The organism is Streptococcus sp. SR4 (genome assembly GCF_000517725.1).
Lineage (GTDB): Bacteria > Bacillota > Bacilli > Lactobacillales > Streptococcaceae > Streptococcus > Streptococcus salivarius_F.
This window is the reverse complement of the sequence record NZ_AZYW01000031.1, coordinates 15,088-30,640: the sequence shown is the minus strand read 5'-3', so window position 1 is coordinate 30,640 and position 15,553 is coordinate 15,088. Positions and strand designations below refer to the sequence as shown.

15 protein-coding genes are annotated in these 15,553 nt (G+C 38.3%); 14 read left to right on the top strand and 1 reads right to left on the bottom strand.

Going from position 1 to position 15,553, the window contains the following annotated elements; all coding sequences use genetic code 11:
* Positions 1–2: 2 nt before the first annotated feature.
* From HMPREF1519_RS04005 to HMPREF1519_RS03980, 6 genes are read left to right on the top strand one after another with little or no spacing between them, the layout of a single operon-like run.
* Positions 3–995, top strand: coding sequence for a glycosyltransferase family 2 protein (locus tag HMPREF1519_RS04005; RefSeq protein WP_037611229.1), 993 nt, complete (start codon positions 3–5; stop codon positions 993–995).
* A 28-nt stretch (positions 996–1,023) separates the two neighbouring features.
* The gene (locus HMPREF1519_RS04000) at positions 1,024–2,190 is read left to right on the top strand and encodes a hypothetical protein (protein ID WP_037611228.1); all 1,167 of its coding nucleotides are present in this window, start codon (positions 1,024–1,026) and stop codon (positions 2,188–2,190) included.
* Positions 2,191–2,239: 49 nt separating this feature from the next.
* Positions 2,240–3,655, top strand: a complete 1,416-nt coding sequence (locus tag HMPREF1519_RS03995; protein WP_037611227.1) for a flippase — start codon at positions 2,240–2,242, stop codon at positions 3,653–3,655.
* 10 nt (positions 3,656–3,665) lie between these two features.
* Positions 3,666–4,766, top strand: a complete 1,101-nt coding sequence (glf, locus tag HMPREF1519_RS03990) for a UDP-galactopyranose mutase (RefSeq protein ID WP_037611226.1) — start codon at positions 3,666–3,668, stop codon at positions 4,764–4,766.
* Positions 4,763–5,755 carry a stealth family protein gene (locus HMPREF1519_RS03985; protein WP_022496402.1) on the top strand — a complete coding sequence of 331 codons (993 nt, stop codon included), beginning with the start codon at positions 4,763–4,765 and terminating at the stop codon, positions 5,753–5,755. The genes glf and HMPREF1519_RS03985 overlap by 4 nt, the downstream gene beginning before the upstream one ends.
* A 10-nt stretch (positions 5,756–5,765) precedes the next feature.
* Positions 5,766–6,818 carry a galactofuranosyltransferase gene (locus HMPREF1519_RS03980; protein ID WP_037611225.1) on the top strand — a complete coding sequence of 351 codons (1,053 nt, stop codon included), beginning with the start codon at positions 5,766–5,768 and terminating at the stop codon, positions 6,816–6,818.
* A gap of 36 nt (positions 6,819–6,854) precedes the next feature.
* Here HMPREF1519_RS03980 and HMPREF1519_RS03975 read toward each other — a convergent pair whose 3' ends face one another.
* On the bottom strand, positions 6,855–7,874 hold the full coding sequence (locus HMPREF1519_RS03975) for a phosphodiester glycosidase family protein (RefSeq protein WP_197016864.1): 1,020 nt from the start codon (positions 7,872–7,874) through the stop codon (positions 6,855–6,857).
* A gap of 145 nt (positions 7,875–8,019) precedes the next feature.
* On the opposite strand from HMPREF1519_RS03975, the gene HMPREF1519_RS03970 reads away from it, so the two are divergent.
* The 8 genes from HMPREF1519_RS03970 to HMPREF1519_RS03935 all read left to right on the top strand — a co-directional run bounded on the left by HMPREF1519_RS03970 (position 8,020) and on the right by HMPREF1519_RS03935 (position 15,553).
* The gene (locus HMPREF1519_RS03970; protein WP_022496640.1) at positions 8,020–8,838 is read left to right on the top strand and encodes a Cof-type HAD-IIB family hydrolase; all 819 of its coding nucleotides are present in this window, start codon (positions 8,020–8,022) and stop codon (positions 8,836–8,838) included.
* 18 nt (positions 8,839–8,856) lie between these two features.
* Positions 8,857–9,459 carry a histidine phosphatase family protein gene (locus HMPREF1519_RS03965; protein WP_022496639.1) on the top strand — a complete coding sequence of 201 codons (603 nt, stop codon included), beginning with the start codon at positions 8,857–8,859 and terminating at the stop codon, positions 9,457–9,459.
* Positions 9,456–10,064, top strand: coding sequence for a histidine phosphatase family protein (locus HMPREF1519_RS03960; protein ID WP_022496638.1), 609 nt, complete (start codon positions 9,456–9,458; stop codon positions 10,062–10,064). The genes HMPREF1519_RS03965 and HMPREF1519_RS03960 overlap by 4 nt, the downstream gene beginning before the upstream one ends.
* Complete coding sequence (locus HMPREF1519_RS03955; protein WP_022496637.1) at positions 10,061–10,657, top strand: histidine phosphatase family protein; 597 nt, start codon at positions 10,061–10,063, stop codon at positions 10,655–10,657. Before HMPREF1519_RS03960 ends, HMPREF1519_RS03955 begins: the two co-directional genes overlap by 4 nt.
* 78 nt (positions 10,658–10,735) lie before the next feature.
* Positions 10,736–11,872: an AI-2E family transporter gene (locus tag HMPREF1519_RS03950; protein WP_022496636.1), complete on the top strand. Its 1,137-nt coding sequence runs from the start codon at positions 10,736–10,738 to the stop codon at positions 11,870–11,872.
* Between the two features lie 123 nt (positions 11,873–11,995).
* The gene (locus HMPREF1519_RS03945; protein ID WP_022496635.1) at positions 11,996–13,432 is read left to right on the top strand and encodes a glycoside hydrolase family 1 protein; all 1,437 of its coding nucleotides are present in this window, start codon (positions 11,996–11,998) and stop codon (positions 13,430–13,432) included.
* A gap of 247 nt (positions 13,433–13,679) precedes the next feature.
* The gene (locus HMPREF1519_RS03940) at positions 13,680–13,958 is read left to right on the top strand and encodes a phasin family protein (protein WP_022496634.1); all 279 of its coding nucleotides are present in this window, start codon (positions 13,680–13,682) and stop codon (positions 13,956–13,958) included.
* A 17-nt stretch (positions 13,959–13,975) separates the two neighbouring features.
* Positions 13,976–15,553 (top strand): ABC1 kinase family protein, encoded by a 1,578-nt coding sequence (locus HMPREF1519_RS03935; RefSeq protein WP_037611223.1) that lies wholly within the window; start codon positions 13,976–13,978, stop codon positions 15,551–15,553.

Sequence of the window (15,553 nt, the reverse complement as noted above, 5' to 3'; positions counted from 1 at the left end):
AATTGAAATACTCTGTTATTATTCCAGTTTATAATGTTGAGAAATACATTGACCGTTGTTTGAAAAGTATTATTTCTCATAATTATGATGACTTGGAAATTATAGTGATAGACAATGGATCTACTGATAGTAGTGGCAGTATTTGCGATACTTATGCTAGTGAATACTCAAATATCTCAGTCTATCATATTGAAAACCACGGTGTTGGTTCGGCACGAAATTTTGGCTTGTCCAAAGCCAGGGGAGAGTTTATCTACTTCGTTGATAGTGACGATTATCTTGTTGGTAATCTCTTTGCTGATTTTGCAGATAAGCTAGTCTCAGATTTGGATTTGGTTGTTTTTAGTTATTATAATTCTTTTGAGGAAGATTTAACTGAGAAGAGCCGTACTGAAAAGTCACTTCCGTTTAAAGGGAGTTACGACAAGGATGGTTTTATCAATATATTTAAAGAACTATTCTTATCGGATATGCTTTACACAGTTTGGAATAAGATATATCGCAGAGAATTTCTTCTTGAAAATAACCTTTCTTTTGAGCAGTATGAGTTAGGTGAAGATGTCCGCTTTAATCTTGATGTTTATCGTAATGTCAATAAGATTTATCTTTCTCAAGATTCCTACTACGTTTATGTCATTGGTAGAAATGGTTCCGCCATGTCGGGCTATAACCCTAAACGTCTTCAATATCAGCTTCAAGAGTTGAAGTTGGTTGATAACTTATTAGAGGATTGGCATTTAGACAATTCAAATCTTGATAATAATGTAAAAGCAAGAATTTTGATGAGTAATATCTACAATATTACCAAACAAAAGTTACCAGTTAATAAAAAAGTTAAGCTGGTTAAAGAAATTTGTAAGAAACAGGATATAGCGGATTTTATTAAGAATGATTCTTCGGTATTAAATCCACTCATAAAACTGTTGTTGAAATGTCGAATGTATGTTGTTCTGATTTATCTTAAAAAAATGCAGATGGTTTTACAACATTTATAAGAATAATTGAAAGGTATGGGAAGTACTTGTGAATAGCAGTCGCTTTATCTCAGAGAAAATCTATCTATTTACCCTTTTTATTTGGGTAGTATTTGCATCTCTGGTAACTACAACTTATTTTGTAAGAGTGGATGGTTTTTTGTCACTCTATCGTAACTTGCTCTATTTTACAATAGGTATGATTACGATAAAGGAACTCATTAATCTTCCTGATACCATAAATTATTTCAGATACCACTTGAAGGAATTAATAATTTTCCTATTATTTACCTTGACCATGTTAATTGTGTCAAAAAATCGAGATGGTCTTCCTGATATTAATGTTTTGCTGTTGGTTTTTTCAGCTAGGGATATAGAGTTCAAGAAGTTATTAGGGACTTTCTCCTTCGCCACATTTTTAGTGCTGTTTGTAACTATACTAGCTAGTAAGATGGGCATTATCTCAAATATGTTGATGAGTGCAGATAGTGGTTATCGTTATAGTTTAGGATTCAACTATGTGTCCTTTGCCTCTCAACGTATGTTCTTTGCCCTATGTAGTTACTTAATGTTCAGAGGAAAGAAAGTTTCTTATCTAGAGTTGTTAGCTCTACTGTTTGCTACATTTTATATGTACCAACAGACTTCAACCTCAAGTCCACTTTATCTGAGTCTTTTGATTTTGACTTATGCGTTATTTAGTCTTAAAGTCTTTAAATTTGATTTTATAGATAGTAATGTTATAACAGCGAATCTTGCAAAATATGGTTTTATTATTGCATTGGCTATAACCCTCTATTTCTGTTTCTATTCAACGGGTGATTTATTCCACCTAGTTGACCAATTTACGCATAACCGTCTAAGACTAAGTGTTCAAGGGTTCCGAAATTTTGGTGTTTCCTTATTAGGTCGACCAATTTCATTTACGACCATGGATATCTTCGGTAACTATTCAAGCAATTATAACTTTATTGATAGTTCATTTGTGCAGTTACTCGTAATTGATGGATTGGCTGTTAGTGCATTCATGTTATTTGCATTAACACGTGTCATGAATTATTTTGTAACTAATCGAAAAGATATTGTTCTTGCCTGCTTGGGGGTTATGATCATTCATGGCATGTTTGATCCCCAAATGCTCGTTCTTCGTTACTCACCTCTTATCCTATTGATTAGTCGACTCTTTGTGATGAAGACTGATAAAGATTTTTTGTAATTGAAGCAGAGGTATATCATCTAGAAAGTCTAAACAGAGTCATATACTTATGAAAGTTTTAAAAAATTACGCCTACAATCTTTCCTATCAATTACTGGTCATTGTTTTACCAATCATTACGACACCATATGTTACTCGGATTTTCAGTTCCAAGGATTTAGGTACTTATGGTTACTTTAACTCTATTGTGACCTACTTTATTCTTTTGGCGACTTTGGGAGTTGCTAACTATGGTACTAAAGAGATTTCAGGGCATCGGAAGGATATTCGTAAAAATTTCTGGGGTATTTATACCCTCCAATTGATTGCGACTATTTTGTCTCTTGTCTTGTATACATCATTATGTTTGTTCTTTCCTGGTATGCAAAATATGGTGGCTTATATCTTAGGTCTAAGTTTGATTTCGAAAGGAATGGACATTTCTTGGTTATTCCAAGGTTTGGAGGATTTTCGTCGTATTACTGCAAGGAATACAACGGTGAAGGTTTTAGGAGTTATTTCCATCTTCCTATTTGTGAAAACACCTGGTGATTTATATCTCTATGTTTTCCTATTGACCTTCTTTGAATTGCTTGGTCAATTGAGTATGTGGTTACCAGCAAGACCCTATATTGGTGAGCCTCAATTTGATTTATCCTACGCTAAGAAACATCTCAAACCTGTTATCTTGCTGTTTCTTCCTCAGGTTGCCATTTCACTGTACGTGACTTTGGATCGTACTATGTTGGGTGCCTTGTCATCTACCAATGATGTCGGTATTTATGACCAGGCATTGAAGATTATCAATATCCTTTTAACATTAGTAACGTCTTTGGGAAGTGTTATGCTTCCTAGGGTATCTGGTCTCTTGTCTAGTGGTGACCATAAGGCCGTTAACAAGATGCATGAGTTGTCTTTCTTGATTTATAATCTGGTGATTTTCCCGATTATAGCAGGTCTCTTGATTGTCAATAAGGACTTTGTGAGTTTCTTCCTAGGGAAAGATTTCCAAGAGGCTTATCTTGCTATTGCTATTATGGTCTTTAGGATGTTCTTTATCGGTTGGACAAATATTATGGGAATCCAGATTTTGATTCCACATAATAAACATCGTGAGTTTATGCTCTCTACGACTATTCCAGCCGTTGTCAGTGTGGGACTTAATCTCTTGTTAATTCCTCCATTTGGTTTTGTCGGAGCCTCAATTGTATCAGTTTTAACAGAGGCTTTGGTATGGATTATTCAATTGAATTTTTCAAGGAGATTCATCAAGGATGTTTCAATCCTTCCAGCCATGTCAAAAATTATCTTAGCATCAGTTGTCATGTATCTTGGACTCTTTGTCTTTAAGATGTTTGTCCAATTTAAACCTATGCTTAATGTAGCAGTAGATGGTCTTGTCGGTGCTATCATTTATATCGTCTTGATTATTGTCTTACGTGTCGTTGATATGAAAGACTTGAAACAACAGTTAATGAAAAACTAAGGAGAAAAATATGTACGATTATCTTATCGTTGGTGCTGGTTTGTCTGGAGCAATCTTCGCACACGAAGCTACTAAGCGCGGTAAAAAAGTAAAAGTGATTGACAAGCGTGATCACATCGGTGGTAATATCTACTGTGAAGATGTTGAAGGTATTAACGTTCACAAGTATGGTGCCCACATTTTCCATACCTCAAACAAAAAGGTTTGGGACTATGTTAACCAGTTTGCTGAATTTAACAACTATATCAACTCACCAATTGCTAACTACAAGGGCAGTCTTTACAATCTTCCATTTAACATGAACACTTTCTATGCTATGTGGGGCACTAAGACTCCTCAAGAAGTTAAGGACAAGATTGCTGAGCAAACGGCTGATATGAAAGACGTTGAGCCTAAAAACCTTGAAGAACAAGCTATCAAGTTGATTGGTCCAGATATCTACGAAAAGTTGATTAAGGGCTATACTGAAAAACAATGGGGACGTTCTGCCACAGACCTTCCACCATTTATCATCAAACGTCTTCCTGTTCGTTTGACTTTTGATAATAACTACTTTAATGACCGTTACCAAGGAATTCCAATCGGTGGTTACAACGTCATCATTGAAAACATGCTTGGTGATGTAGAAGTAGAACTTGGTGTTGACTTCTTTGCCAATCGTGAAGAGCTTGAAGCTTCAGCTGATAAAGTTGTCTTTACAGGGATGATTGACCAGTATTTTGATTACAAACATGGTGAGTTGGAGTATCGCAGTCTTCGTTTTGAACACGAAGTCTTGGATGAGGAAAATCATCAAGGAAATGCCGTGGTCAACTACACAGAGCGTGAGATTCCTTATACTCGAATCATCGAACATAAGCACTTCGAGTATGGTACACAACCTAAGACAGTTATCACACGTGAATACCCAGCTGACTGGAAACGTGGAGATGAACCATACTACCCAATCAATGATGAAAAGAACAACGCCATGTTTTCTAAGTACCAAGAAGAAGCAGAGAAAAATGACAAGGTTATCTTCTGTGGACGTTTGGCAGACTATAAATACTACGACATGCACGTGGTTATTGAGCGTGCTCTAGAAGTCGTTGAGAAAGAATTTACTAAATGACACAAGAAAAAATTGATATCGTTGTTCTTTGGGTAGATGGTAGTGATCCAGAGTTTATCCGTGAAAAACAGGCTGTGACTGGTCATGTCTCAGATTTAAACCAAGAAATTGATGGTGAGCAACGTTATCGTGATTATGGCATTTTTAATTACTGGTTCCGAATGATTGAAAAGCATGCTCCTTGGGTAAATAATGTTTATTTGATTACCAATGGGCAAAAGCCAGACTGGTTGAATTTGGATCATCCAAAACTCAAATTGGTCACTCATAAGGAATTTATGCCTAATGAATACCTACCTACCTATAATTCAGCAGCTATTGAGCTTAATCTTCATCGTATTGAAGGATTGTCGGAGAACTATTTGTATTTCAATGATGATATGTACTTGATTAGAGATAGTCACCCTTCAGATTTTTATAAAAATGGTCAACCCAAGCTTTTAGCAGTATACGATGCTTTAGTTCCTTGGTCACCGTTTACTAATACTTATCACAATAATGTTGAATTAATCTATCGTCATTTTCCTAATAAGAAGGCTTTGAAATCCTCGCCTTGGAAATTCTTTAATTTCCGTTATGGTTCCCTAGTTTTGAAAAACTTGTTACTCTTGCCTTGGGGTCCAACGGGATACGTGAATCAACATTTACCTGTTCCAATGAAGAAAAGCACTTTGGCACATTTATGGGAAATTGAAAGGGAAACTTTAGATAAAACATCACGTAATCAAATTAGAGATTATGGAGTAGATGTTAATCAATATATCTGTCAACATTGGCAAATTGAAAGTAATCAGTTTTATCCTATGTCAAAGAATTTTGGAGAGTCGATAGATCTAAATCAAGTTGATAGGTTAGTGAGTATCTTTAAAGATAAACGTAAAAAATTGCTTTGTGTCAATGATGACATTGACTTTAAAGAAGAGTATATCATTCGTTTTAAGGAAATCTTGATAGAACGCTATCCTGATAAATCAGCTTTTGAAAAATGAGAAATAAGAGATGAAATACTATTTAAAAGAAGAATTTTTACACGATAACAATGTTAAAAATGCAGGAAATAAGGCTCGTAATGACGTTGAAGAAATTGTAAAGAGAGAGGGCTATCAAGCCTTGGTTCTTTCAGTTGACAATTGGTACGAGATGAGCACTGTTAAAGCACAGCTTCATAAATCAAAGGCTTTTGGTCAGGCTTTGGATCAATTGCAACAAGGAGATGAATTGCTTATTCAATTCCCAATGCTTCACCATAGCTTTTTTACTACACATCATGTCAAGAAAGCGCAGAAAAAAGGGGTAAAAGTTAATTTTATTATCCACGATTTAGAAGCTCTTCGTTATGTCAATGTTGAAAATTTCCCTTTAAAGCATAAGATTCGTATTCAGATTCAAGAATCAGGGCTTCTTGCTGCAGCTGATGGTATCATTGCCCATAATCCAATTATGAAATCTGTTTTGGTGGATAAAGGGATTGCGGAAGATAAGATTGTTAGCCTTGGCATTTTCGACTATTTGATTCCAAATTTCCAAGAGAAGACAGGTCTAAGTAAGAATCAGCCAATTATTGTAGCTGGTAATCTGGCACAAGAAAAAGCTGGTTATCTTTACTCACTTCCTGCAGAACCTGCTTATAATCTTTATGGTGTTGGCTTCGACGAGAGCAGAGCTCTTGAGAATGAGGCTTACTTTGGCTCATTCCTACCTGATGAGCTTCCTGCAGCCCTTGAGGGTGGTTTTGGACTTGTCTGGGATGGTGATAGTGCTGAGACATGTAGTGGTGTTTTCGGCGAGTACCTTCGCTATAACAACTCTCACAAGGCGTCACTTTACTTGGCCTCAGGATTCCCGCTTGTTGTTTGGAAACAGTCAGCCTTGTCTCACTTTGTACTTGAGAATGGCTGTGGGATTGCAGTAGAATCGCTTCATGATTTGAAGGCTACCATTGACAATCTTTCAGATACTGATTACCAAGATTTGCTTGAAAATACCAAGCGTGTCGGTAAGGGTATTCGTGATGGTCACTACCTACTTACTGCATTGAACAATTTAAAATAAGATAAAAAATCCTCATTTTAGTGAGGATTTTTTGCATTATTTGGAGACTTCAAACTGGTATTGGGTTCCTGGAACTTTTCCATTTGAATAGATTGCTTCAATATAGTCGTCGTAAGTGATTGACTTGGACTTACCAGCTTTTACGAGCTCTGGATCACGCCATATATTTGGATCAGCAGCATTAGTATCACGCTTGGTGAGGTAGAGGTACTCAATATAGGTTCTATTGTCGACAAAGGCACCAGCAACCTTTTCCTTACCATTATCAGATCGCGTGTACATACGAGTCGTTCCACCACCATCTAGTAGGAAGGCAAGACGAATATTCGAGTAGCCTATATTTTTTAAAAGTTTATAGACGTCTTCGTGATTCAAGCCCTTATTGAGGGAGTTGTGGCCATAGGTTTGGATAATACGGATAATACCATCATAGGTCTCTACGTATATGGAACGAGCATTTGGTTGGTCAGGATCACCTTTTTCCCAGGTTTTATCTACTTTTTTATCTTTAATGAGAATACCAAAGGCACCTGTATCCCAACCGTTGCTTCCCATGTGGGTAAACATTTTAGCTGTGTCGATATTTGGATAGGTTCCGGCAGTGATATTATTTTGATCATCTCCATATAGAAGGCCTGTTTTGCCCAATTCGATTTCCTTTTGAGCGAAAGGACGATCTAGCCCTTCGTAAGACCAAAAACCAGAGTTAATAAGAGCAAGAGCTTCTCGTCGCTTAGCTTCGTACTTAATACTTTGCTCTGTGAGTTCAGGATTATTATCTTCGGTTCTTCCTTTTTGCAGGACATACTTTCCGTCCTTCTTAAAGGAGAGAATCTGCATGTCTACATTTTTAATATTGCCTTTTTCAAGTAAGACAGACTGATCTAAGAGCTCTTTATTCTTTATGGTAAAGTTCAATCCATCCTTATTTGATGGCATGGAGAGTTTCTTAATATCTCGGTTGCTAAAGTAGATGGTGAGGTAGAGCAATCCACCAACAATGGCACCTATCATTAGAAGAGAAAATAGTATTCTTAAAATATTCTTCAATTTCATACTATCATTATAAACAATCTGGGCTTACAAAACAATCCTAAGACCATTAAATATCCAAGAATAGTATCAGTTTTTCTTAGTATGGTACTGGTAAGCGTTTTCTAAAAGGGTTATAATAAGAGTGAGTTAGTCAAGGAGGTGCTTTATGACCATTAAGGTGATCGCAACAGATATGGATGGAACATTTTTAGACGATAAAGGGAGCTATGACAAGGAGCGTTTTAGTCAGATTTTAGATGCTATGGATGCGCGTGATATGCACTTTGTCGTTGCGTCAGGTAATAGTATGAGCCGTCTTAAACCCATGTTTGCGGAGACTTTTAATCGCCTGCATTTTGTAGCTGAAAATGGTGGTCAGGTGGTTAGCTATGGCAAGCTTCTGTGTCAGGAGTTCATGGCATCAAATGATGTTGAAAACTTGCTAAGCTATTTTAATTATGATTTGTTGGATAGGTCAACTATATTTAATGGTGCTCAAGGCTCCTATATGTTAAAAGGGTCTAGGGTCAATTTTGCTGAGATGATAACAGAAGAAGAGCAAGCCGCCATGGAAGCATCCATTCACCGTTTGAATAGGTTGGAGGATTTAGATGATGATTTCATCAAGATTACCATGTTGCTGAGTCCTGAAGAGGCTAATCGTGTGTCACAGGCTTTTAATCGTGATTTTGATGGCAATCTAGTTGCTGTTCCAAGTGGTTTTGGTGCTATTGACTTCATTCAAAAAGGCATGCACAAGGCTTGGGGACTCAAGCAGCTTCTTAACCACTGGGACTTGTCTGAAAATAATGTCATGGCTTTCGGTGATGGAGACAATGATCTTGAGCTCTTGCAAATGGCTGGCCGCTCTTATGCTATGGAAAATGCCAGTCCAGCTATTTTACAAGTGGCTGATCAGATTGCTCCCCATCATAAAGACCAAGGAGTATTGACTGTCTTGGAAGATTATTTAGGATTGGTTTAAAGATAGGGTGGTAGAGTAATGAAGTTATATTTAATGAGACATGGTGAGACACTATTTAATACACAAAAGCGTGTTCAGGGCTGGTGTGACTCTCCCTTGACTGAAAATGGGATTTTGCAGGCAGAACAAGTGAAGGAGTACTTTGCAAAGAAAGGTATTTCTTTTGATGCTGTCTACTCCTCTACGCAAGAGAGAGCGACTGATACGGCCAAGATTGTGGCGCCTGACTATTTGGTAATCCAACTCAAGGGAATTAAAGAAATGAACTTTGGATCTTTTGAAGCTCAACCAGAGCACCTCCTCCCCAAACATCGACCAGGTTCACGCTCCTTTGAAGATCTCTTGGTTCCATACGGAGGTGAAGATATTCGCGAGGTCGGTCAGAGGGTCTTAAAGACTGTCTTAGAGAAAGCAGAAGAACACACAAAAGATGGTGCTGAGAATCTCCTATTTGTCAGTCATGGAGCAGCTTTATGGGGATTAATCATTTTCATGGACTTGGCCTTTCCTGAAGGAGTGGGCTTTGGAAATTGTAATGTTTGTGTTTATGATTATAACCAAGGTCAATTGGAGCTTCTTCAGGTGATTGATCCGATTTCTGGTTTAGAGGTAACATTATGAAAGAATTTTATTTAATGAGACATGGGCAAACACGGTTTAATGTTCAGCATAGGCTTCAGGGGGTCTGCGATGCCCCTTTGACGGAAGTCGGGATCGAACAGGCTAAAAAGGCTGGTCAGTATCTAGCCAAGCAGGAGCCAATTTTTGATCATGTCTTTACTTCAACCTCTGAGAGAGCCAGTGATACTCTAGAAATTGTGACTGGACGAACAGACTATGAAAGACTTAAAGGTCTTAAGGGACAGGATTTTGGAGCTTTTGAGGGCCAGCCAGAGTATCTTACTCCTAAAACCTTACCTGATGGACAAGGCTTTGGTGATTACTTTGTTCAATTTGGTGGCGAGAGTACGACCCAGGTTCGGGATCGTATGGAGTTGACGATTAGGGCCATCATGGAGAGTGTGGCCGATGGTTCCAAGTCTTTGCTTGTTAGTCATGGACCATCTATTTTGCAGTTCTGTAGACGTGTTTTAAATCCTGTCCCAGATATTCGTGGTCTTAAAAATTGTTGTATCTTACATTTTACTTACGATCAAGGGCAATTTGAACTGGTTTCAGTATATAATCCTGTAGAAGAAGAGTATATCTATGGAGGCGAAGAATGACACGACTCTATTTAATGCGACATGGACAGACACTTTTTAACACACTTAATCGGATTCAAGGTTGGTGTGATTCTCCCTTGACTGAGAAAGGTCGGGACCAAGCTCGTCAGGTCCGTGCTTATTTTGAAAAACATGATATGACTTTTGACCAGTATTATTGTACGACAACTGAAAGAGCTTCTGATACCATTGAATTGGCTACTGGGCGTACTGATTATCAACGTGTTAAGGGGCTTAAAGAAATGCATTTTGGTATCTTTGAGGGTCAGCCAGAGTATCTTCATCCCAAGACATCTGTTGTGGGGCATTTTGGTGACCACTATGCCCAGTTTGGCGGGGAAAGTCAAGACCAGTTCGTTGCGCGTGTGGTTGCGAGTGCTAAGGAAATAGTAGATAAGCATCCTGACCAATCTATTTTAGCTGTTAGCCACGCTGGAGCCTTGATGACTTTTCTTCATGCCGTTGAGCCAGAGCGGGTCTTTGAGTCGTGTCCAGGCAATTGTGCCATCTTAGTTTTTGATTACGATGGATTGAGCTTCCACTTTGTCAAGCTGATTGATCCAATAGCTGATCAAGAGTTGGTGGAATTTTAGCGGCTTTCTATGATCAAAGATAGTAAGAAACCCATTCTTAGTGTATAATGGAAGGGTATTTTAAATTTTGGAGTTCCTATGAAATTTACAAAAAATCAGTTCATTTGGTTGGCTGTCCTCTTTTTCAGCTGTTTCTTGATCTATACATACTGGGAAACAGTTGTTTCAATTTGTAACACAATTTACGTTGCCAGTCAGCCCTTCCTGGTTGGAGCAGGGATTGCCTTTGTGGTCAATATCTTGATGTCTTTTTATGAGAAGCTACTGGTCAAGTTTATTCCATTTGGTTTTATCACTAAAATCAAGCGTCCCATTGCTCTGCTCTCTGCATTGGCAACCATTGGTCTGGTCTTTACTTGGGTCGTCTTCACTGTTCTTCCCGATTTGATTGACAGTATCAATACCTTGATTAGTCAAGACCGTTCAGCTATTAATAATTTGATTAATTGGTTGCTTAAAAACAAGTCCTTGCAAAAAATTATTCAAGATCTTGGTGGTGTGACACAGGTTAGAGAGCTAATCAATAGCTACAGTGCTCAGTTACTTCAACAAATCATGAATGGTTTGACAAGCTTCTTGACTTCGTTAACGAGTCTACCATCAACCTTGATTAATCTCTTTATCAGTATCGTCTTTTCTTGCTATGTTTTGGCTGGGAAAGAAAAACTTGGAAATCAGGTCAATCGTTTAGTAGATGTCTATTTAGGACATTATGGTAAGACTTTCCACTATGTAGTTGCTATTCTCAATAATCGCTTCCGCAATTTCTTCGTTTATCAGTCGATTGAGGCTTGTATCTTGGGAACCTTGTGTTATATTGGGATGCGTATCTTTGATTTTCCATACGCTGCGACTATCTCTATCCTGATTGGTTTTTCAGCTATGATTCCAGTTGTAGGGGCCTATATCGGTGTGACGATTGGTACCATCTTGATTATGACGCACTCTGTGACCTTGGCACTTTTGTTTATTGCCTACGTGGTTATTTTGCAGCAGTTTGAAGGAAACTTCATCTATCCTTATGTGGTTGGTGGCTCTACCGGACTTCCTGGTATTTGGGTTATCTTCGCTATCACCATAGGTTCTGCTTTGGGTGGTATCTTGGGCATGTTGGTTTCTGTGCCAGTAGCCGCGACCCTTTATCAGATTGTTAAAGATAATGTTGTTAGGCGAGAAGAGGCCAAAGCAGCAAATGCTATTGAAAATAATGATTAATTAAAACAGACTTGGGTCTGTTTTTTTCGTACTATAGTATCAGATGTCAATAAGATAGTATAAGTGTAATCGTTTTCCAAGTGTTATACTATTAGTAGATTAAACAAGACGAGGAGATAAAAGATGACTTACACATTTCCAAAAGAATTTCTCTGGGGTGGTGCAACAGCTGCCAACCAGTTTGAAGGTGCTTACAACCTAGATGGCAAAGGTTTGTCTGTGCAGGATGTGACGCCAAAGGGTGGTGTTCCACTTGAACCTGGGTCTTTGAATCCTTTGATTACAGATCAACCAACACCAGATAATCTAAAGCTAGAAGGTATAGATTTCTATCACCGTTATAAAGAGGACATAGCACTTTTTGCAGAGATGGGCTTCAAGGTCTTTCGTATGTCAATTGCATGGTCTCGTATTTTCCCAAATGGTGATGATGCTGAGCCAAATGAAGCTGGGCTTGCTTTCTATGATAAAGTCTTTGATGAATTGGCTAAGTATGGCATTGAACCGCTTGTAACCTTGTCTCACTATGAAACACCTCTAAACTTGGCGCGTGAATACAATGGATGGACTAATCGTAAATTAATTGGTTTTTATGAGAACTATGTCCGTACCGTCTTCACACGTTATAAAGATAAGGTCAAATATTGGTTGACATTTAATGAGGTGAACTCGGTTCTACATGCACCATTCATGTCAGGTGGTATTGCGACACCTATGGAAGAGCTCTCTAAACAAAATCTTTACCAAGCAGTTCACCATGAGTTAGTCGCATCAGCTTCAGCAACCAAGATTGGTCATGACATCAACTCTGATTTTAAGATTGGTTGTATGGTTCTTGCCATGCCTGCTTATGGGATGACAGCTAATCCTTTGGATCAGTTGGCTGTTCACGAGTTTGAAAATCAAAACTATCTCTTCTCAGATATTCATGCGCGTGGGAAATATCCAAACTATATTAAACGCTATTTCAAAGAAAATGGTATTGAAATACAATTCGCTCCTGGTGATGAAGAAATCTTGAAGAATACCGTTGATTTTATTTCATTCTCTTATTATATGTCTGTGGCAACCGCACATAATCCAGAAGACTATACGATTGGTAAAGGAAATATTATGGGTGGTGTTGAAAATCCCTACCTTGAGAAATCTGAGTGGGGTTGGGCAATCGATCCAATCGGTCTTCGTTTAGTTTTGAATGACTTCTATGATCGTTATCAATTGCCATTGTTTATCGTCGAAAATGGTTTGGGTGCCAAGGATGTCCTTGTTGATGGTCCTGATGGTCCAACAGTTGAAGATGGTTATCGTATTGATTACCTTCAAAAACACTTGATTCAAGTCGGTGAAGCTCTTCAAGATGGTGTGGAGCTTTGGGGCTATACGACTTGGGGACCAATTGACTTGGTCTCAGCCTCAACGGCTGAACTCAGTAAACGCTATGGCTTCATCTACGTTGATCGCAATGATGATGGTAGTGGTAGCATGGCTCGTTATAAGAAAAAATCATTTGCTTGGTATAAGTCTGTTATCGAAAGTAATGGTGAAGCCCTTTACAAATAGAAAGTTGTTAAGAATCTCATCAAAAGCTTGAGATTCTTATTTAGTATTTGAGTACTACTTTAATAAATAGGCATTTTGGCGAATTTATTTGTATATCTAGTATTAAAATACTTCAGAATGTAATTTATGTTAATTAACACATTTTCTGAAAAAGTGGTAGAATAAAAGTGTGAAAACGTTCTTATATTTTCTGAAGAAGTAGCTAGTCTATTTCTTTGCTTTTCCTACTTAGATGGAGGTAACGATAATGAATGATTTGAAAAAAGTTCTCTTGGCTGGTATTGGCTTGACTGCTATGACAGTTGATAAAGCTGATAGTTTTGTCAAAGAGTTAGTTGAAAAGGGGCGTTTGACTGTTGAAGAAGGTAAGGAACTGGAACAAGAGCTCAAACGTCAAAGCAAGGAAGAAGCTCAAGAATTATTGAATAAACTTGATGCTAAAAAATCTTCAGTTGAGTATGCGACTAAGGATGACGTGAAACGTCTTGAAGAAAAACTTGACGCTTTGCTCAGTCAAAATAAATAAAATGTAAGGAGACTAAAATGGCAAGTAAACGATTGAGACATGTGTTGAAGGTTTTCTCGTCAGTTGGTCTCCTTTCTTATCGTGAAAAACACCTTCCTCAAGACCAACAGACAACACCTGTCAAGCTACGCCAAGCCTTTGAGCAATTGGGACCTAGTTTTGTTAAAATTGGTCAAATCCTATCCACGCGCTCTGACCTCTTGCCAGAGGCCTATATCAGAGAATTATCAAAACTCCAGAGTTCAGTTCCTCCCTTGAATAAAGAGGAAGTCATGACGGCCATTAGGAGAGAATTACCCAGTGAGCTTTCTGACAGTTTTCTTGATTTTTCGGAAGAGCCCTTGGCTTCTGGTTCTGTAGCTCAGACCCATAGGGCTAGATTGTTGTCTGGTCAGGAAGTGATTGTAAAAATTCAGCGACATGGTATTGATGAGGTCGTTAAGGAAGATATTCAGCTTCTCATTAAGCTTGCACGCCATATTCCAAAGCATTTTATACCTATGGTTGATGTCCAGGAGGTTTTGGAAAATCTGCGAGAAACCCTAATTAAGGAACTTGATTTCAGAAATGAAGCAGAGGCCATGAAGCGTTTTAAGGCAAATAACAGGGCTGTTGCTTGTCTAGGTGTCCCGGAGGTCTATGATTCCTTTACGACGCCACACCTCATAGTCGAAGAGTACATCGATGGGATTCCACTTAATGACTACAGCCAACTGATTGAGGCTGGCTATGACTTGGAAGATGTGGGTAAGAAACTAATGCTGTCATTTATCAAGCAGGTTTTCAAAGATGGCTATTTTCATGGTGACCCTCATCCTGGTAATCTCTTGGTACGTGATGGCAAGATTTGTTTCATTGACTTTGGGATTATGGGTGAGTTGGAAGTGGGGATGCGTGCGTCCTTAAATGACATCCTATATAGTTTTACTGCTCAGGATGTTGATGGCATGACTAAGGCTATCTTGTCAGTTACCCAGTTTGATAATGGTCTAAACCGTGCAGTTCTAAGTCAGGATGTAGAGCAGATGCTGGGGCGTTATTCTGGTGTTGACTTGGGAAGTCTATCCATGACAGATTTGCTAGAGGATTTACTGGCTATTTTCCAGAAGAACCATCTTAAAGCCTCGTCTCAAATTACCATTTTGGAGAAGGCTTCGCTTCAAATCGAAGGTATTTTCCGAGAGTTGGCCCCAAATATGGATTTGATGACTTTGGCCAAGGATTATTTCCTAGAAAATATGGGCCCTGACATGCTTAAGCAGGCCCTGAATAAAGAGAGTATCTTGATTGAACTCTTTTATCTGATTCGCAATGGAAAAAATATTCCGCGTCGCCTGCATCAGCTCTTGGAGCAGATTTTAAACGGACGAATTGTGGTAAACCATGATTTTATCAACTTTTCAGGTCGAATTAAAGTCTTTGAGAAAGTTTTAAATAATCTGGTTTTAGCCTTGTTGACATTGGGATTTCTACTTTCCGGTGCCCTTTTGGCCAATAAATCAGGTTTTGAAAATCTTGCCTGGCTATTTCTTGGACTTGGAACTTTTCTAGCTTTAATCACGGTAGTGCGTATAATATTTAAGAAAAAAGGATGA